We start from the raw sequence: 19,220 nt of genomic DNA, 5'->3' as shown, positions 1-19,220 counted from the left end.
ATTTGTACCCGTAATTTCGTAAAAAGTGGACAATTTTATCATTTAATTTTTAAATTTAGGAGAAGTCATGGCAAATCTAACCTAATGGTTTTTAAAAATTGTGGAATTTGTGATTTGAAATACAAATAGAAATATTTGAATTACATTAAATATTATTTAAAAATATTGTTTAGTTTTGAAAAATCTTTTTTAAAAAAATGGACAAATGGAAATTTAGCCCTTACTTTCAACTTTTTTGCATGATTGTTTTTGGGGCCTGTACTGCGGAATACGAGTTACCTCTGCAGGCAGACGGGAATTTAAGCTTTCAGATAACCGAAAGCTATGTGGGGAATGAGCGTAGCCGAAAACTGGAGACACCTGTCCAAGGTGTCAGCCATGTCGTGTTAACTATTTTGAATGAGGACGGTACGCCAACTGCAGTTGACGGAAAGAGTCTCCCCACTTTGACATTTGGAGAGGAACTGATGATAGAGGATATCAGGCTTCCAGCCGGCTCGTATCAACTTTCCACATTCTATCTTACAGATAGCAGTGGTAATATCCTCTATGCTACACCCTTGGAGGGATCTGATTTTGGTGAATACCTCTCTGAGCCCCTGCCGATTTCCTTTGAAATCAGTACGAATGGAACCGAATCCCTTGGTCTGGAAATAATTTCCACCGCGGCGCAAAAGCCCGAATCCTTTGGATTTGAGGCGGGTATGGCAGGTTTTAGGGAGACATTTTACTTTTTTATGTCTGTAGTTCGGGAGATGGTGGATGAGTATATGGAGTTCCTTCCAGCGGAGTTGACGATCAGTAATGGGCCCTATTCTCAAACTCAATATCTTACCGGTAAGCTAAATCGAATAGTACTGCCTAAAGAGCCTGGGATTTTTGAGTTTCTTGTTGAATATGGACCATACTTTTCTTTTGAACAAAGTTTTTCAACAGATAGCCTCAGTCAATTTTCCACAACCCCGCTAATTATCGAACTTACAAAGAACCCATATGTTGGAGGCCCTTTTAATGGAAGGCTAGAGATATCTACTCAGTCTGAAGTAGATTCCTTTGCTCAATTTGGTTACGAAAGTATTTTCGGTTCATTGATCCTCCGCCAAACTGATCAAGATATCGATGACCCAATCACAGATCTAAGCGGACTAAAAACCGTTAACTATATTAATGGAAGTTTGGTGATTGCAGACAATCCACTTCTCCAGACACTGAATGGATTAGATTCCATTAATGTAATAACCGGAAGTTTGATTATCCAAAATAACATTTCGCTGGAAACCTGTACACCTATTATTGGATTATCTGAATTGAAAGAATTAAAACTGATTGGTAATCCAAGCCTATCAAATTTTGATGGTTTTCAGACCTCCGCCCCTACTGTAAAATCGTTATTCATTGAGCAAATGGAGCATTTTGAATCGTTACAGGATTTAGGGGAGTTTCATACGCTAAGTGAGGTCTCTATCATTGGAAACCCGAATTTGCATCAGCTAAATTTTATATTTCCAGAATCTGTGCGGATAGGGGCTGTAATAGTAGAAGACAACCTCTCCTTAAGGAATTTTGGGGGAATGGACGGTGGTGCTTTTCATCAAATCTCTGCTCTCCTTTTGAAGAATAATCCCAAACTTGCCCATTTAAATGGATTACTCACAGAAGAAGGAAAAGTGAGCAGTACTTTTGCACTCAATGGAAATTCCACCCTGGAATCATTCGCTCCAATCAAGTTCGATACCTATGTCAATACTGTAGAGGTACATGACAACGAATCCTTACTCGATTTGAACCCGATGGAAGGAATTTATATGGTGGCTAAATATATTTCGGTTGTAAATAATCCCCGAATTACGAGCCTAAAAGGTCTTAACCTGATGAGTCTTATCCATTATTCGTATCCTGGTCTAGCCGACCCTCCGTTTTTAATCCGAATTGCCGATAATAAATCCCTTACGGATTTTTGTCCCATGTCTAAGGAAATACGGCGACATGACAGACAGAAATGGGTTCAAATTTCGGGTAACGCCTTTAACCCATCCCATTCTGATCTTTTAAATGGAGTGTGTAAGCAATGAAAAATCTACTGATTTGCACCCGCATATTGCATCTGATTTTTTTGTTAAGTTTCGGTGTACTCATGGTTAATTGTGAGGAGGTTGAATCTCCAAATCCAATAACCCAGCCAACTCCTACTCCTACACCAGATCCGGATCCGGAACCAGATCCTGAAGAACCAGCACTGGAGCTGAAAGTCCCAGCTGTTGTCATCCGGATCAATCGACAGGTTGACGCCAACTTGCGGATAAGTGGGATAAAGGAAGCAGTCATTACCATTCGCAAAGATGATGGAACATTAACTGAGTATGAGATGAAGAGAATCCAAGTAGAAGAACAGGATGGCTATTACCTGACTGAAAAGATTTTTCTCCCTGAGGGCTCCTATGAAGTAGTAGCCTTTTACATCTTGGGAGAAGGGAACGCCGTCATGGAAGCTACGCCTCAAAAGACATCATCCCTAAGCGAAGATCCAGCACTGTCCCTTCCAATCCCTTTTGAAATAGTCCCCATAGCATCCGATGCGGAAGACGAACCCGTATCACAGCTTCCCATGAATGCCATCTCTGTCGAGGGGAAAAGTCCTAAAGATTTCGGCTTTCAGTCATTCAATATGGATGTAAAAAGTCCGGTTTCTTTCTATGTGACATTGGTTTCGGATGCACATTTGATGGATTTTATTTCTGGAACGCTACAAATCACCGCTAATGGAGAAATATTTGATCTCGATTTGATTGAAGGCATCAACCAAACTATGATACTTCCTTATGCGGACGAGTATACAGTCAAAGCATCTGCTTTTCTTTGGTTCGACTTCATCCAAACCTTTACGTTCGAAGAGTTACAGATTTTTAAAGATAATCCTTTATTGATAGAATTGGAGGAAAACCTCTGTATTGGAGGGAAATACGTTGGAAATGTAGTCTTGTCTTCTCAAACAGAGGTCAACAACTGGGTAAGATGGTGCTACGAAGGCATAGAAGGTAATCTTCATATTCAGGGTGGCAATTCCGAAGACCCGGTTGTGGACCTAACGTCACTTAGCGGATTAAAGGCTATTGAGGGACAGATTATTATCACCAATACCAACAAATTAGTAAACCTTGATGGTCTTAAAAATATTGCAAGCGCTGTAGAATCAGTCCAAATTTACAATAATCAGAATTTGGAACAGATTACAGGATTATCAGGAATTATCCCTAATCGTGCCGACATAATTATACAAAACAACCCATCGATGATAAGTTTGGATGGATTGGGTGGATTTACCGAACTTGGGAAATTTCAAGTGTATTCTAACCAATCCCTGAAAAATTTTCGAGGATTGGAAAACCTGAAAGAAGTAGATCAACTTACTATTAGCGCAAACAGCAGCCTCGAATCGTTCAACGGTTTATCCGGATTGCGTAAAATTGGTTCCCTCACAATCAATGACCAAATCCAAATTTCATCTTTCGAAGGATTCGGAGCCGGCGTAGAGCAAATAAATCGGCTTTCGATACACCATATGACTGATGTCAGGAATTTACATGGGTTGCTCGCTCCTTCGGGTAAAATTCTGTCTGAATTTGATTTGTTCGCTACCAGCCTTGTTAATCTAGATGGGTTAGCCTTGGCTGATGAAATGCTCGATATTAAAATCGATTTAAATGGTAGTCTCGATAAATTGACACAATTATCAAATGTCACCAAGGTTAGCAAAAAATTAACCATTAATAGTAACAGCCTGCGTTCCTTGGACGGGCTTCAGAATTTAGTTTTTGTCGGTGATGGGACCTTGCCAACTTTGGAAATTCGAAATAATCAAGATCTCATGGGCTTTTGTGCGCTAAAGAACCTCTTTGAGAATGGTGTTTACCATAAAGTACTAATACAGGGTAATTATTACAATCCAACGATAGAAAAGATAATATCCGGAGAATGTCAAGGTGATTATTGATAAAAATAAAAGTATGCGGAAGACAACTACAATCAAAATTCTTCCGTGAATACCGGAAGAATTTTGATGTGTGTTTTTTGTAGAATTTATTGTCAAAATTTACCTGAAACTTCGCTCACTTAAAGGAGAAATAAATTACCTTTCTTTTTCCAAATCCAGAATATCACGGATCTTATTCGCTTCTACCATCTCCTCGGTAAGGCCCTGATAGTCCTCCGCTGCGATCTTGTCCCTGAATTGCTGCATGTGTGAAATGTAGGAATCCATGGCTTCGAGTAGATTCTTCCTGTTTTCTATAAAAATCGGAGCCCACATAGCGGGCGAGCTTTTTGCCAATCTAACTGTGGATGCAAATCCACTGCCTGCCATATCGAAGATATGTCTTTCGTCTGCCGTCTTATCCAGCACCGTTTTGCCCAGCATAAAGGAGGTAACGTGCGAAAGGTGGGAAACAAAGGCCAAATGCAAGTCATGGTCTTTGGGATCCATGAAGCGAAGCTTCATATTCATCAGTTCAAAAAGCTCATAGGCCATACCTTTAAGGTGCACATCGGTCTTTTCCATCTCACAAATGATCATGACCTTACCGTCAAAAAGATTCAGCTCAGCAGCTTTTGGACCGGAGTTTTCGGTACCTGCAATGGGGTGAACGGCAAGGTAATTCGCCCGCTTGGGGTTATTGGCGACTTTCTCGCAGATCAGTTCCTTTGTCGATCCAAAGTCAAATACCAATGTACGATCACCCGTACTGGCCAGTGTTTCTTCCAAAAGCGAAGTGAGGGTGTCGACGGGCGTTGCCAGTACGACTACATCTGTGTCTGCATCAGGAGTTTCTTTGGCTTCACTGATCATTCCCAGTACCAGTGCCTGTTCCAAATGCTGCGGGTTTTGGTCGTAGCCAGTCAACACTAGGTCAGGCCTGCTCTTTTTCACCACCAAGGCAAATGATCCACCCAGCAACCCGAGTCCGACGATATGTATTTTTTTCATGTGTTTATAATTTAGTTTTTAACGGTCAGATGGAATCTCGCAACTATAATCATCCCACTGTGTGACGATCTCGTCATGCTCGATTTCATGTGTTTATAATTGGTTTTTAATGGTAACATAGCCCGTCCCGATCAGAATCGGGAGAATCTCGCATGTTTGTTATGGTCCCAATGTGTGACGTTTTCGTCATGCTCGATTTAATGGGATATATTGGTTATATATTCAATAGATATTTCATCATTTATTTGACTATCCTTCTTTTTGCTTCCAGAATTCTTTCTTCTGATACACACAGGGAAAAGCGGATATACCCCTCCCCCGCACTGCCGAAAATCATTCCGGGCGTCACGAAGATATGTTTTTCATAAAGGAGACGGTCCACCAGGTCCAAGGCATTGATCCCTTCAGGAACCTTGGTCCATACAAACATCCCGCCGGGCTGTTTTAGAATGGTTAAACCCATTGCTTCCGCCAACTGCCAAACCAATTCCCTCCGTCTTGCATAAACCGCATTGTTTTGATCAAACCATTCCTTGCCTAGCTTCAATGCGGCCACAGCACCTTCCTGAATCCCCAGAAACATCCCCGAATCCATGTTGCTTTTTACCCGGAGGACGGCTTCAAGGTACTCCTTTTTGCCAGCCAGCATACCTACCCGCCAACCGGGAATATTAAAAGTTTTACTCAACGAATTTAACTCCATCGCATTTTCTTTTGCATCTGGCAGGGATAAGATGCTAATCGGGTTCTCATACAAAACAAAGCTGTATGGATTATCATTTACAATCAGGATTTGATGTTTCTTGGCAAAAGCGAGGAGCCGTCCAAACATCTCCAAACTTCCAGCGGCACCTGTAGGCATATGCGGGTAATTTACCCACATCAACTTCACCCGACTCAGGTCCATATGCTCAAGTTCTTCCAGATCTGGCTCCCAGTTCCGCTCTTCAGAAAGCGGGTAGAAGACAGGTTTCGCATTCAAGAGCTTGGTGACCGAGGTATAGGTGGGGTATCCGGGGTTTGGAATTAACACCTCGTCACCTTCATCCAAAAAAGCCATGGAAATGTGCATAATGCCCTCTTTGGATCCCATGAGTGGCAAAATTTCATTTTCTGGGTCAAGATGGACTCCATAGCTGTTGCCATAAAAGTCGGAACATGCAGCTCTTAATGCAGGGCTACCGATATAAGACTGGTACCCATGTGCAGTCGGAATGCTTGCGGATGTTTTGAGCGCCTCGGTAACAGATGGATGGGGAGGCAAATCCGGACTGCCTATGCCCATGTTAATAATTTGGTGTCCAGCCTCCCGCAAAGTCTGCACTTCTTTTAATTTGCTGGAGAAATAATACTCCCTGACTTCCCCAAGCCGCTTGGAAAATCCTTTCATCCCTTTCTGTTTTGATATTCTCCAAAGATCTTTACCACGCCAAAGCTTTCATTGATCAACTCAATTGCCTCCTGGTAGCGGTCATAATCGCCTATAAGTGTATCGATAAAAAATGCGTATTCCCAGGGCTTGTTGATGACAGGTATGGACTGTATTTTGGTAAGGTCCAGATCATGCTCACTCATAAGGGTCAACAACTTGGCTAAGCCGCCTTTCTGGTTGTGGATGGTAATTTTTAAAGACACCTTAGTAGGAATTTCCTTCAGCACCGGTTTTTCCTTTTGGAGAAGGATAAACCGGGTAAAGTTATTCTGCACGGTCTGAATGTTTCCGGCAAGGATTTCCAGTCCATAAAAATCGGCAGCTTTAGGGCTTGCGATAGCACCTACCCCAAGTTTTTGTCCATCTGCGATTACTTTGGCTACATAGGCCGTGTCCACATCATCCACCAGCGTGATGTGGGGGTACTTTGCAAAAAAAACCTTACACTGCAAGATGGCCATTGGGTGGGACCGAACCTCATGAATATCTTCGATCTTTTGTCCTGGCCAAGTAAGCAGATTATGTGATATGGGCAGGTAATATTCGTCAAATACATAAAGACCGTGTCGGTCAATGATGTCATAATTGGGAAGAATAGCCCCAGCAATCGAATTTTCTATGGCCATCACGGCGAAGTCTGCCGTTTCGTTTCCCACGCTTTTTGCTACCTCTTCAAAAGTATGGTATCCGCCAACCGCAATATCTTCCCCAAAATATTGTTGGGCTACCTGATGATGAAAAGATCCCGGGACGCCCTGTATGGCGATGGTCAGTTGTTTTGATTTTACGGTCATTTCTTAATTATAAAGTAGATAATCCGCCTTAATCAAGTTACCTGGAGATCGACCTCTAATAAGGAACAATGTTTCCAGAAGCTGGGGTAAGATTTGTTGACAACTTCAGGATCATCGAAGGTCACTTCCATCCGGGTTAGTAAAGGCATAAAGGCCATCGCCATTCGGTGGTCGTCATAGGTATGTATTTGCACAGCAGGTGGCAAATCTGTTGATGGCCTCACTGTAAAAAACTCGTCTTCACCTTCTACCAGCCCTGCATTGATCTTTGCCAATTCCTGCTGCAGCGCATAGATGCGGTCTGTTTCTTTAATCCGCAGACTTTCCAGTCCGCTAAATTCTACTTTTTGTCCAAGTAAGGCACAGGTGACTGCCACCGTTTGGGCCAAGTCTGGACAATGTGTGAAGTCAATCCGGTCAATTCCCTCAATGGGTTTCTTGGTGAGTTTTACTCCCTGTGTATCGAATTGGCTTTCTACCCCCAATTTATCCATGATTTCCACAATCCGGGAATCTCCCTGCAAGCTGTTTTGTTTAAGACCCTTCAGGTAAAGTTCACCTTCTTCGGCACATGCCAATAAACTAAACCAATAGCTGGCGCCAGACCAGTCGCTTTCGACAGCAAAGGAAGTGGGAACATAAGCTTGATGGGCAATGTGTATGACATTTCCCTCGAAGCTGTAGGAGATTCCGAAAGCCTTCATCAATTCAAGCGTCATTTCAATATAAGTCTGCGATCCTATTTTTCCGGTAAGCTCAAGCGTCAATCCATCAGGAAGCAATGGCCCGTTCATCAGTAAAGCTGAGATATATTGGCTGCTGACATCGCCCCTAATTTGAATTTTATTGGTAAGTTGTTTAGCAAATCCTTTCGTTTTCAGTGGAGGATATTCCTCTTTACCCAAGTATTCAATTTCCGCACCCAATTGTCTCAAAGCATCTACCAGAATTCCTATAGGCCTTTCGCACATGCGGAGAGTACCGGTAAGTATTTTCCTCCTGTTATTCAATGCCGCATAAGCCGTCAAAAAGCGCATGGTGGTTCCCGCATCCAATACATCATAGATGTTAGGGTCTTCTTCAAGAAGACGAATCATGGTCTGGGTATCCCGGGCTTCAGCCAAATTGGAAAGTTTGTTTTCGCCTTGGGTAAGGGCATTAATGATCAAGACCCTGTTGCTTTCGCTTTTGGACGAAGGGAGAGGAATGACTACCTTTCCGAAGCGATTTTTATGTGGTAGCGAGATGGTTTTCATGCGGGCAGCTCATTATAATAGGTCAATGATTGTAATATTTCGTCGCGACCTACAGCTATATTGTATTCGCAATCGCCAATTCTTCGAAGCAGGGAAAAATTCAAAATAGAGCCCTCGTTTTTCTTGTCCTGAAAGCACAGGTCAATGATCGATTCAAAATCTGCGGAGGGAATTTCATTCTTTCCATAAACAGCAAGAATCATGTCCTCGATGACTTTCAGCTCCATGGGAGACATCCTGAGGAATTTGCTGGATAAAAAGGCTTCTGCCAACATCCCTATAGCGATGGCTTCTCCGTGTAGCAAATGCCTCTCTGTATCTAGGTAGAAAGATTCTATGGCATGGCCGATAGTGTGGCCAAAGTTTAGAATTTTGCGCAGGCCATCTTCTTTTGGATCTTTTTCTACCACGTCCTTCTTTATTCCGACTGAGATTTCAATGATTGCTTTCCAGTCTTGTCGCTGCCAATCTTTGGATTTGAGACCTTCGAAATAGTTGGCGTTGGAAATTAATCCGTGTTTGATGATTTCTGCATATCCGGAGCGGAGTTCGGCCTCTGGAAGTGATTTGAGAAACTCATCGCTGATAAGTACAGCCTCCGGTTGATTAAAGATCCCTATATGGTTTTTATAACCCATAAAATCTATACCCAACTTTCCGCCTACACTCGCATCCACTTGGGATAGGAGAGTAGTAGGTATGTTAATGAAACGGATGCCCCGTTTGTAAGTACTTGCGCAAAAACCACCCATATCCCCCGTTACTCCTCCTCCCAAATTGACAATTAGTGCTTTGCGATCGAAGGCCTGTTCTGTCATCCACTGCCAAATCTGGATACAGGTGTCCAGATTTTTGTGGATTTCACCAGCCTCAAAGGTGTAGACGGAATGTTCCGGCAGGGATGACTGAATAATGGGGTAACAATGTTGGATGGTGTGGCTATCCGCAATTACCCCCAGTTTGGAATATTTGCGGGTTTGTAGATAGCGTGCCAAGTCCTGCGCAATTTGGGCAGAGAATATGATTGTTTCCAATACAGGTTTTTTTTATTGAAAGAAAGAGAGCTTAAAATTAGACAGTTTTCTTTACAGAAACCTCTTCTCTCAATTTTTTCTCCTGCCTTTTCACAGATTCCTCATGGATGCAATAAAGCAATTCCTTCATAAATTTTTCGCTGAGGTTTTTTGAAATTCCCTTTTGGGTTCTGGAATCCATTACGGCCTTCCATCGATCCGCTTGGAATACAGTAAGGTTATGCTCACGCTTGTGGTCGCCGATTTGATCAATAATAGCAAATCTCTCAGACAACAAATCCAACAACTGGTCATCGATATGGTCCACCGCATTCCTTAAGTCCTGAAGTCTTTCAGAGGGCTGTTCGGTTTCCATTGGTTTTTTGAAATCGATGCTATCCAGAATATCTCTTAGTTGTTTGGGAGTTACTTGCTGTTTGGCATCACTCCAAGCGTTGTCCGGGTCGTGGTGCGTCTCGATCATCAGTCCGTCAAGTCCGAAATTGATGGCGCGCTGGGCTGTTTCCAAAAGGCCGGTTCGATTACCTACGATATGACTAGGGTCATTGATAACCTGCATGCCTGGCCAGATGCGTTTGAGGTGGATGGGCATGGACCAGTTTGGCTTGTTACGGAATTTCTTGTCATAGGCATCACTGAATCCCCTATGAATTGCGGCTAATTTATTGATGCCCATCGCCTGAAGACGCTCTAGTGCCCCTCTCCAAAGTTCCAAGTCAGGGTTCATGGGATTTTTCACCATGACCGGGATGTCCACCCCTTTCAAAGCTTCGGCGATTTCCTGTACCGCAAATGGGTTTACGGTAGTTCTAGCGCCTATCCACAACACATCTACACCATGCTTAAGAGCTGATTCTACATGGGCAGTATTTCCTACTTCCGTCGTAATAGGGATGTTGAGGTGGTGACGTACGATTTCCATCCACTTCAATCCATCCTCACCGATTCCTTCGAAGCTTCCCGGGCGGGTTCTTGGTTTCCAAATTCCCGCTCTGAAGATATCGGGAACCACATTGGCTGCGATCATGTCAAGGCATACCTGTTCGATTTGCTCTGGGGTCTCGGCACTGCAGGGACCGGCGATGATTAGATGCTTGGCTTTCAGGCCTAAGCCCCAATCTTGAGTTTGTAAGTGATTTTCCATAGTTACATTTAATAAAAAAGCCCGATTCTTTCGAATCGGGCTCCTGTGTGTGTTTATCTTTAGTTTATTTTTTTACCAGACAATACGCAGCTCCGATTCGACCTTGGGGACGAAAGTAAAAGTAAAAGAAGCTAAAATAAGTAGCTGCGAAATTTTTCATGTGCCAAATGTAATTGTCTCGATTTAAAAATCAAACATTTTCAGTGATTTTTTCGGAGATTTTGCTGTATTCGGATGGATTACACCCAAAAAACAGTTTGAAACTCTTCCGAAAGTGCTTTGGATCGGCGAAGCCAACTCGATTAGCCACATCTACAACGCTCAGGTTTCCCATTTTTAGTAAAGACGCTGCCATTTTAAAACGGATCTGATTGATAAAATCTATAATGCTTAATCCAGTTAACTGCTTGAGCTTACGGTATAGCACAGGCCTACTCATACCGATTTCAATGGATAAACATCAAAATTTTCCTCAAGTTGGTGAACAATGATTTCCCGAAGTTTACTGTTGCCTTCCACCACCATAATTTTAGGTAATGCCTGTTTTTGTTTTTTATTTTTTTCAGCCAATTTTTTTGTGGTTGTGATTTGAAAACGTACTTGTATAAAAGTGACCTTAAAGGGAAAGAAATAAGCATTCTCAAAACCAACTACAGGAATACACCCGCTGTGACAGAGCTTGCCAATAAATTACTGAAAATTAAAACCAGCCGATTTGGGGCAATTTATAAAGAGAGCACTTATTTGGTACATTCTGTCAGCAAAAAGAGCGGGGAAGTGGTATTTCTCCAGGCCAACGACAAACAAAAATCAGAACTTAACCAAAATACCCGGGGATCAGCCAGGTATGCTGTCATAGTAATGCGGAATAAAGACAAGGTAGAAGCACGGAGAATCTTTAAAACCCCTCTGCTTTTTTCAATTCATGAAGCCAAAGGTTTGGAATATGACAATATTATCCTGGTTAATTTCGTAACTGATTATCAGAAGAAGTTTAAGGAAATTTGTGCTGGAGTTCGATCTGCTGATATAGAAGGTGATGGTGAAATCAAATTCTCAAGGGGAAAGGACAAGACATATAAGTCTCTGGACAGCTACAAATTTGACCAAGACGCGTAGATGGAAAAAGTGCGTGCTAGGCTGCTGGAAGAACGGAAGATGTACATAGAGCAATTATCGCTAAGTCATGGTTGGTAAAAATGATCGCAACATTAAAAATCAAGGCGTTCAAAAGAATTTTTTAAGTAGGTGTTAAGTTTGTCTTAAGGTAACCTTAAGACAGAATTGGGAGATTTGCATGCAAATCAAAAGTAGATGGAGGGGTGATTTTTAATTGAAAAACATTATATTCAACTGTCGCCATCTTATTTCAACCAATACATACTTATGAGAATCTTAGTAATTGAAGACGAACCTGGGATCTGGGGCTTTCTAAAGCAAGGGCTGGAAGAAGAGGGATATAGCGTCGACGTGGCTGAGGAGGGAAACAAAGGGTTGGATATGGCCCTTGAAGGAGTTTATGACCTGATTTTGGTAGACTGGATGCTTCCCGGTATCAGTGGGGTGGAGGTTACGCGGAATTTCAGAAAGGAATATCCAGATACGCCGGTAATTTTTCTCACCGCCAAAGATACCACACAGGAAGCTGTTTTTGCATTGCAGACCGGAGCAAACGATTTTATCCGGAAACCCTTCCAGTTTGAAGAGTTATTAGCTCGAATTGGGGTGCAATTACGTGCCAAAACTGGGGAGCAAGTCGTTTTTACATTAGGTCCCATCAAGTTGTTCACCGATACCCATCGGGTGGAAAATAACGGGCAGGAGGTATTGCTAACCTTGAAGGAATTTGCGTTGTTGGAATATTTAATCCGCAATAAAGGAAAGGTGTGCCGGCGTACACGCATCATAGAAAGCGTTTGGGACATGCATTTTGATTACGATACCGGAGTAATTGACGTGTTTATCAATTCTATACGTAAAAAATTGGGATTGACAAAAGAAGACAATTCCATTCAGACGATAAGGGGAGTTGGTTATATGGCCAGGGAACTATGAACTTACCTTATAAAATCCGCCTTTCGCTATATCTAACCCTTGCGACCTCCTTGATTGTGTTGATGGCATTCATCTTCATTTATATGGTGGCCAATTGGACATTGCTCGATTCCGTGGATCGGGATTTGGCCCTAGAAACCAAAATACACAAAGACCAAATATCTCTGGTGGAAGGGGAGCTTCGGTTTTTGCATAAAGACGAGTGGGAGGAAGCGGAACATCAGGAAATCCAGTTTCATCCAATTTTCATAGAAATCGTGGATACCGCCGGCAATCAGCTGGACAAATCTCCAAATCTCGGATTTCTACGGTTAAGCTTCAGAGAAGGACATTCTTCCACTGACGTAGGGTTCAATCAAATGCTCAAAGATCAGGAAGTGCGGCAAATGCAGATAGCCTTAACCCATGATTCCAAGGTAGAAGGATATCTGTTGGTGGCGACTTCCTTTGAGCAGTCTAGAAAATTATTATCAAACCTGAAGTCTATCTTGTTTTTACTCTATCCCATAATCTTGGTATCACTCTTTTTGACTATGCGGTATTTGGCAGGCGAAAGCATTAAGCCGGTAGTAAAAACCACGAAATTGACCAATTTGATTTCCCAAAAAAACCTAGATCAGCGGATTCCCCTCTCTGAGAACAATGATGAAATAAAACAGCTGACGGTAGCCATCAATGGCCTGTTGGAAAGATTGGAGCAAGCCATGAAGAGGGAGCAACAGTTTACTTCCGATGCTTCACATGAACTGAGAACACCACTTGCCGTACTGAGGGGAAGCTTTGAGGTGTTAATTCGAAAGCCAAGAACTCCTGAGGAATATATATCGAAAATACAATCCGGTCTGATAGAAATTGATAAGCTAAATGAAATTATCGATCAACTTTTGGACTTGGCAAGGGCAGAATTAGACGTTTGGGATATTCATGAGATCGATCTAGGCAACATTGTTGAAGAAGTTGTAGCCGCTACTAAGATTAATGGAGAAAGAAAAATAAATTATTCAATCCCATCCTCAAACGGCATATACGTGAGGTCCAATGAAAAATCACTTTTTATTATCTTAACCAATCTTATCCAAAATGCCTTAAAATATTCCAAGCCCTCAACTGAGATAGATGTGGTCCTTTTTCAAGAAGAGGCTCACACTATCGTAGAAGTTCGGGACCATGGGACAGGAATAAACGAGGAATCATTGACCAAGATTTTTAACCCGTTTTTTAGGGAAAGCTCCGGAGAAAACCGGAAAATTCCGGGATCAGGCTTGGGGCTGTCCATTGTCAAAAAGCTCTGTAACCAACTTGGGATAGCCATTTTAGTCGCCAGTCAACTTGGAAATGGGACTACAATAACACTTATTTTTCCCTCCCATCCCGAAATTTAAGCAAACCTTAAGGAATCGCTAAGGAAGCTAAAAGACTTCGAGAACTACATTTGGGTCATCAAGATAAAAACTTGATTATGTATAATACGACCATTGATGAAAATTACCTTAGGATTTTCTCTTTATAGCCATGAAAAAATTATTGCTGATTTACTCGATATTCTTTGCGTTGGTTCACCAAGCCTTTGCACAAGACGGTGACAGCCTTTTGCTCACCCTAGAAGATGAGGTTGAAGAACCGACTTCTCTGCTTCCGGATAAATTCATGCTAACCCAACGCATATTCTGGGGCGAAAAAGGCTTGCTGAGGACTACGGGCATCTTTCCTCTTACTGAAAGTAACCGAATCAAGGAACTCAAAATCCGACGCACCGCGCTTGTAACACATCAAATATTGGGAGATGCAACTTTAGCGGGCATGATTGCACAAGGTGTTGTCGGACAGTGTCTTTACAGCGGTGAAGGCCAACTAAAAGACCTGCATGAAGGACTTGCAGGTGCCGTTAATGTCGGATATTTCACAGGAGCTGCCTTGTCTCTTTTTCCCCCACCTCCTTTGATTTCCAGAGAAGTAATAGGACTCAACTCCATTAAGGCCCATAAAATCTTGGCCTCTGTCCATTTGAGGCAAACGTTGCGGATGTCAAAAAAGGAATTGTCGTTGAAGGAATCATTCCAGTTTCTCTAGAAGCTTATAAAGTATAAAGGCCAAGTTTTATGCTTATAAAAACAGATGATCTGATCCAGATAAAATTTCACCTAGCGTTCTATCCGGAAACCTAGGAAAAAAACAGTAAACCTAAAAAAATATGCTGGACAAAATCATTCGTTGGAGCGTTGGAAATAAAATTATAGTCTTCCTTTTTATTTTTGGTCTAATTGGGTTTGGAACCTATTCGTTGACACAAATCCCCATCGGAGCCGTTCCCGATGTAACCAACAATCAGGTGCAGGTCATCACCACCTCGCGAAACCTATCAACCGAAGATGTAGAAAAATACCTGACTTACCCAATTGAACTGGAAATGGTCAACCTGCCCGGAGTAAAAGAAATCCGCTCGGTTTCCAAATTCGGGTTATCGGTGGTCACGATAGTTTTTGAGGATAAAATGGGGACCTATCTTCCCCGTCAGTTGATAGCGGAGAAAATCAAAACAGCGGAGGAAAATATTCCTTCGGGATTTGGTCAGCCCTTTATGGGCCCGATATCCACAGGACTCGGAGAGATATTCCAATACATCATTGATGTCAAACCCGGCTATGAAGACAGGTATAGCTTGACAGACCTAAGGACGATTCAGGATTGGGTAGTCAAGAGACAATTGTCAGGGATTGCCGGCGTTGTAGAGGTGAATACCTGGGGAGGATTTTTGAAGCAATATGAGGTTGCGGTCAGTCCCGAGCGGCTTAAATCCATGAACGTGGACCTTCTCCGGGTTTTCCAGGCACTTGAAGCAAACAACGCCATCGCAGGTGGAGGATATATTGAAAAGACCAATGAATCCTTTTTTATCCGGGCCGAAGGTCAGGTCAAAACCCTGGAGGAGATCGGGCTGATTGTGGTGGATATCCGCGATGGTATGCCCATCTATGTAAGAGATCTGGCGAAAGTAGGATTTGGACACGCCAATCGGTTTGGGGCAATCACGGCAAACGGGCAAGGTGAAAAAGTGCTCGGTCAGGTAATGATGCTCAAAGATGCGGATTCAAAAGCGACCATAGACCGCGTGAAAGCAAAACTCGAACAAATCTCCCCAACACTTCCAGAAGGGATCGTGGTCAACGGTTTTTTGGACAGAAGTGAACTGATCGGCAAGACCACTTTCACTATAGCGGAGAACCTGATTCTGGGCTGTTTGATCGTCGTGTTTGTGGTGGTTTTGCTCTTGGGAAATTTTAGGTCTGGATTGGTAGTATCATCTGTCATTCCGCTGAGCTTATTCTTTGCACTGTCCATGATGTATCTATTGGGGGTGGATGCCAATCTAATGAGTCTTGGAGCGATTGACTTCGGTATCATAATCGATGGTGCGGTCATCATCGTGGAATTCATTGCTTTTCAGCTGACCGCAAAATATGCCATGCTCTTAGGACTTTCTAAATCTGAAATGAAAATCCAAAAAGACAAAATTGCCATAGAAAGCGCTTCCAAAATGATGCATTCGGCTGTTTTTGGTCAGATTATCATAATAATTGTGTTCATTCCTATCCTTTCTCTTTCGGGTGTTGAAGGCAAAATGTTTGGCCCCATGGCCAAAGTATTCAGTTTTGCCCTTTTAGGTACAATGCTTTTGGGATTAACTTATGTACCTGTGGTTTCATCACTCTTTCTCAAAGCCACTGACCCAAAAAAGAGAACAATCAGTAATAGGCTTATTGATTGGATCAACAGCCTTTATCAGCCATCAATCTCCTGGGCACTGGAAAGAAAAAAGACCGTTCTAAGCATTGCCGTGGTTATATTAATTGTCTCTTTTGGAATATTTTCCAAAATGGGGGCAGAATTTATTCCGACGTTGGATGAAGGAGATTTTGTTATCCAACCTGTGCTAAAAACAGGTACCACACTCAGCAATACCATCGAAATTACAACGGAAATTGAGAAAATTCTTCTCGGGTTTCCTGAGGTGGACCAGGTAGTCAGCCGTATCGGTGCCGCAGAAATCCCAACCGATCCCATGTCTATGGAAGAAAGTGACATCATTGTGACCTTAAGACCCCATAAGGAATGGACCACTGCGTCCACCAAAGATGAATTGGCAGATGCGTTCAAAGAATCCCTGTCGGTCATAGCCGGATTGGAGTTTGAGTTTACCCAACCTATTGAAATGAGATTCAATGAGTTGATTACAGGTGTCCGGGCTGATTTGGCCATAAAATTATTTGGGGAAGACCTTACTCTGCTTACCGAGAAAGCCCAAGAAATTGAAGCCGCCATCCGTGGGGTGGAGGGAGCTGCCGATATAATTGTCGAAAAAACAGCGGGATTGCCCCAAATGAAAATCAAGTATGATCGGGAGAAGATTGCCAAATATGGCATCAACATAAGCACCCTGAATGATATCATTACCATGGGCTTTGCAGGAAAGACAGCAGGAACGGTTTTTGAGGGGGAAAAGCAATTTGATCTGGTCACTAGGTTTCCAATTGAATTTAGAAGAGACCTCGACAATATCAGACAGGCATCCGTCAATCTTCCCAATGGCAGTTCCCTGCCATTAAGTGAGTTTGCTGAAATCTATCTTGACAAAGGCCCTGCTAAAATATCCCGTGATGGTACCAGAAGAAGGGTGGTCATCGGCGTCAATGTAAGAAATAGAGATTTACAGTCAGTTGTAAATGATATCCAGGCCATTATTCAATCCAACGTCGAACTTCCCGAAGGTTATTATGTCGATTATGGGGGTCAGTTCGAAAACCTTAATATGGCTAAAGCCAGGTTGATTGTTGCAGTTCCTATAGCATTGGCCCTGATATTCTTGCTCTTGTTCTTTGCCCTTTCCTCGATTAAGGAAGCCCTGATGATCTATACCGCCATTCCATTTTCCGCTGTAGGGGGAATCCTGCTGCTATACGTCCGTGGCATGCCATTCAGTATATCAGCTGGAGTGGGTTTTATCGCCCTGTTCGGGATTGCCGTTCTCAATGGAATCGTACTTATCGAGCATTTCAAGGAATTGCAAAAGGAGCATGTTGGAGACCTTAAATCCTTAATTTTAAGAGGAACCAAAGAAAGACTCCGCCCTGTTTTACTTACGGCAGCGGCAGCGGCAATGGGTTTTTTGCCGATGGCTATTTCAACTTCTGCGGGTGCGGAAGTGCAGCGGCCATTGGCAACGGTAGTTGTGGGAGGCTTAATTTCTGCTACCTTGCTGACAATGATTGTGCTCCCGGTATTATACACGATGTTTCATTCAACAAAAAAAAGCCATGAAGCTCACGAGTAAGACTATTTATTTTCTCCTTTGGTTGTTTTTGGCCTTTCCTTTCAAGACTTTTTCTCAAAAAGCAACGCTGGATCTTGCCGCTGCCATTGACTCAGCCCTACAAAATAACCTGGGCCTTCAATCAGCTTATCAAAAATTAGAAGCCACAAGAGCTATGATTCCAATGGCGTTCAATTTGGATAAGACCCAAGTCTTTTATAGACATGACAAAAATGACATTGCTGAAAACGGCTTTTCAAACAAGGTCTTCGGTATAAGCCAAAGCCTGCAGTTTCCGTCTGTCTATGGGAAACAACGCCAAGTATATGAAGATATCACTATGGTAGAACAGCAACAGTTTTACCTGACGCAAAATCAGATTATTAAAGAAGTATCACAGGCCTTTTACACCATATTGTATCTTCAGAAGCTCGAGGAAAATTATCGGTTTTTAGATAGTCTTTACCAGCAGTTTTCTGTCGCAGCGGATAGAAGGTATGATGTTGGTGAAACCAACTACCTTGAAAAATTAACTGCCCGTAGCAAAATGCGGGAGCTTGCTGTACGGCTGGCACAAACGATAGAAAGCAAAAATCAGACATACGTAAAGTTGGAACAATTGATCCAATCAGGCAGGGAATTTGAGGTTCCAGACCAAGTTCTTAACCCTTTGCCAACAAAGGACTGGGAGAAAGAAACGCATCCCGGCATACAGTATTTTCAGCAATCGATAAATTGGAGAGCGGATATTCTATCTCTAGAAAAGCAAAGGCTTTTGCCGGACCTGCATGGAGAGTTTTTCCGGGGAACAAATACCGGTCCCAATGCAAGAATTTATCCAGGTATCCAAGTTGGTGTGTCTATCCCTCTTTGGTTTGGGGCACAAAAAGCCAAAATAACTTCCTCGAAATATGAACTCGTCCAAACCAGCTTAGCAGCCGAAAACTATGGCTTTCAACTTGCCAATAGAAAAGAGCAACTGGAAATAGAATTGCAAAAATTCCAGGAAGCGATATCATTCTATACTGAGGAAGGTCAGCAACTCAGCAAGCAGCTGATCACCCAAGGCAATCAAGCATTCAAAGGTGGTGAAATCGACTTCTTTCAGTATGTGCTTCTGCTTGAGAATTCCAGAAATATTGAGGTCGATTACCTTGTCAATCTTCAAGGGTATAACATGACCGTGTTGGAAATCAACTACCTGATCAATCCTTAA

The 19,220-nt window shown here is 42.6% G+C and carries 15 protein-coding genes; 8 read left to right on the top strand and 7 right to left on the bottom strand.

What is annotated here, in order from left to right; translation table 11 throughout:
* Window positions 1–239 precede the first annotated feature (239 nt).
* Both FQ608_RS13695 and FQ608_RS13690 read left to right on the top strand, forming a co-directional pair.
* Window positions 240–2,072, top strand: a complete 1,833-nt coding sequence (locus tag FQ608_RS13695; protein WP_158858803.1) for a hypothetical protein — start codon at window positions 240–242, stop codon at window positions 2,070–2,072.
* Window positions 2,069–3,991, top strand: coding sequence for a receptor L domain-containing protein (locus tag FQ608_RS13690; protein WP_158858802.1), 1,923 nt, complete (start codon window positions 2,069–2,071; stop codon window positions 3,989–3,991). The genes FQ608_RS13695 and FQ608_RS13690 overlap by 4 nt, the downstream gene beginning before the upstream one ends.
* 135 nt (window positions 3,992–4,126) lie before the next feature.
* On the opposite strand, the gene FQ608_RS13685 is transcribed toward FQ608_RS13690, so the two are convergent.
* From FQ608_RS13685 to FQ608_RS28050, 7 genes are all read right to left on the bottom strand, one after another.
* Window positions 4,127–4,981 carry a prephenate dehydrogenase gene (locus tag FQ608_RS13685; protein WP_158858801.1) on the bottom strand — a complete coding sequence of 285 codons (855 nt, stop codon included), beginning with the start codon at window positions 4,979–4,981 and terminating at the stop codon, window positions 4,127–4,129.
* A 241-nt stretch (window positions 4,982–5,222) separates the two neighbouring features.
* A complete protein-coding gene (locus tag FQ608_RS13680; RefSeq protein ID WP_158858800.1) occupies window positions 5,223–6,371 on the bottom strand; it encodes a pyridoxal phosphate-dependent aminotransferase in 1,149 nt (382 codons plus the stop codon).
* Complete coding sequence (locus FQ608_RS13675) at window positions 6,368–7,207, bottom strand: prephenate dehydratase (protein ID WP_158858799.1); 840 nt, start codon at window positions 7,205–7,207, stop codon at window positions 6,368–6,370. Before FQ608_RS13675 ends, FQ608_RS13680 begins: the two co-directional genes overlap by 4 nt.
* Window positions 7,208–7,239: 32 nt before the next feature.
* On the bottom strand, window positions 7,240–8,463 hold the full coding sequence (locus FQ608_RS13670) for a 3-phosphoshikimate 1-carboxyvinyltransferase (RefSeq protein WP_158858798.1): 1,224 nt from the start codon (window positions 8,461–8,463) through the stop codon (window positions 7,240–7,242).
* Window positions 8,460–9,497 (bottom strand): 3-dehydroquinate synthase, encoded by a 1,038-nt coding sequence (aroB, locus tag FQ608_RS13665; protein ID WP_158858797.1) that lies wholly within the window; start codon window positions 9,495–9,497, stop codon window positions 8,460–8,462. Before aroB ends, FQ608_RS13670 begins: the two co-directional genes overlap by 4 nt.
* Window positions 9,498–9,534: 37 nt before the next feature.
* Window positions 9,535–10,641: a chorismate mutase gene (locus FQ608_RS13660; protein ID WP_158858796.1), complete on the bottom strand. Its 1,107-nt coding sequence runs from the start codon at window positions 10,639–10,641 to the stop codon at window positions 9,535–9,537.
* 190 nt (window positions 10,642–10,831) lie between these two features.
* The gene (locus tag FQ608_RS28050; RefSeq protein ID WP_158858795.1) at window positions 10,832–11,080 is read right to left on the bottom strand and encodes a helix-turn-helix domain-containing protein; all 249 of its coding nucleotides are present in this window, start codon (window positions 11,078–11,080) and stop codon (window positions 10,832–10,834) included.
* A gap of 161 nt (window positions 11,081–11,241) precedes the next feature.
* On the opposite strand from FQ608_RS28050, the gene FQ608_RS13650 reads away from it, so the two are divergent.
* The 6 genes from FQ608_RS13650 to FQ608_RS13625 all read left to right on the top strand — a co-directional run bounded on the left by FQ608_RS13650 (window position 11,242) and on the right by FQ608_RS13625 (window position 19,220).
* The gene (locus FQ608_RS13650) at window positions 11,242–11,760 is read left to right on the top strand and encodes a hypothetical protein (protein WP_199856377.1); all 519 of its coding nucleotides are present in this window, start codon (window positions 11,242–11,244) and stop codon (window positions 11,758–11,760) included.
* Between the two features lie 267 nt (window positions 11,761–12,027).
* Window positions 12,028–12,696: a response regulator transcription factor gene (locus tag FQ608_RS13645; RefSeq protein ID WP_158858794.1), complete on the top strand. Its 669-nt coding sequence runs from the start codon at window positions 12,028–12,030 to the stop codon at window positions 12,694–12,696.
* Entirely contained in the window at window positions 12,693–14,078 is a 1,386-nt protein-coding gene (locus FQ608_RS13640; RefSeq protein ID WP_158858793.1) for a sensor histidine kinase, read from the top strand. Before FQ608_RS13645 ends, FQ608_RS13640 begins: the two co-directional genes overlap by 4 nt.
* Window positions 14,079–14,208: 130 nt before the next feature.
* Window positions 14,209–14,766, top strand: coding sequence for a hypothetical protein (locus FQ608_RS13635; protein WP_158858792.1), 558 nt, complete (start codon window positions 14,209–14,211; stop codon window positions 14,764–14,766).
* Between the two features lie 121 nt (window positions 14,767–14,887).
* Window positions 14,888–18,025: an efflux RND transporter permease subunit gene (locus FQ608_RS13630; protein ID WP_158858791.1), complete on the top strand. Its 3,138-nt coding sequence runs from the start codon at window positions 14,888–14,890 to the stop codon at window positions 18,023–18,025.
* Window positions 18,009–19,220, top strand: coding sequence for a TolC family protein (locus FQ608_RS13625; RefSeq protein ID WP_158858790.1), 1,212 nt, complete (start codon window positions 18,009–18,011; stop codon window positions 19,218–19,220). The genes FQ608_RS13630 and FQ608_RS13625 overlap by 17 nt, the downstream gene beginning before the upstream one ends.

The organism is Lunatibacter salilacus (genome assembly GCF_009797935.1).
Classification (GTDB): Bacteria; Bacteroidota; Bacteroidia; order Cytophagales; family Cyclobacteriaceae; genus Lunatibacter; species Lunatibacter salilacus.
This window is presented reverse-complemented; position numbering and strand designations above follow the sequence as displayed.

Coding starts and splice junctions, on each gene's coding strand:
- FQ608_RS13630 (WP_158858791.1), top strand. CDS start 14,888: ATGCTGGACAAAATCATTCGTTGGAGCGTTGGAAATAAAATTATAGTC.
- FQ608_RS28050 (WP_158858795.1), bottom strand. CDS start 11,080: ATGAGTAGGCCTGTGCTATACCGTAAGCTCAAGCAGTTAACTGGATTA.
- FQ608_RS13680 (WP_158858800.1), bottom strand. CDS start 6,371: ATGAAAGGATTTTCCAAGCGGCTTGGGGAAGTCAGGGAGTATTATTTC.
- FQ608_RS13695 (WP_158858803.1), top strand. CDS start 240: ATGATTGTTTTTGGGGCCTGTACTGCGGAATACGAGTTACCTCTGCAG.
- FQ608_RS13685 (WP_158858801.1), bottom strand. CDS start 4,981: ATGAAAAAAATACATATCGTCGGACTCGGGTTGCTGGGTGGATCATTT.
- FQ608_RS13645 (WP_158858794.1), top strand. CDS start 12,028: ATGAGAATCTTAGTAATTGAAGACGAACCTGGGATCTGGGGCTTTCTA.
- FQ608_RS13660 (WP_158858796.1), bottom strand. CDS start 10,641: ATGGAAAATCACTTACAAACTCAAGATTGGGGCTTAGGCCTGAAAGCC.
- FQ608_RS13670 (WP_158858798.1), bottom strand. CDS start 8,463: ATGAAAACCATCTCGCTACCACATAAAAATCGCTTCGGAAAGGTAGTC.
- FQ608_RS13675 (WP_158858799.1), bottom strand. CDS start 7,207: ATGACCGTAAAATCAAAACAACTGACCATCGCCATACAGGGCGTCCCG.
- FQ608_RS13625 (WP_158858790.1), top strand. CDS start 18,009: ATGAAGCTCACGAGTAAGACTATTTATTTTCTCCTTTGGTTGTTTTTG.
- FQ608_RS13640 (WP_158858793.1), top strand. CDS start 12,693: ATGAACTTACCTTATAAAATCCGCCTTTCGCTATATCTAACCCTTGCG.
- FQ608_RS13635 (WP_158858792.1), top strand. CDS start 14,209: ATGAAAAAATTATTGCTGATTTACTCGATATTCTTTGCGTTGGTTCAC.
- FQ608_RS13690 (WP_158858802.1), top strand. CDS start 2,069: ATGAAAAATCTACTGATTTGCACCCGCATATTGCATCTGATTTTTTTG.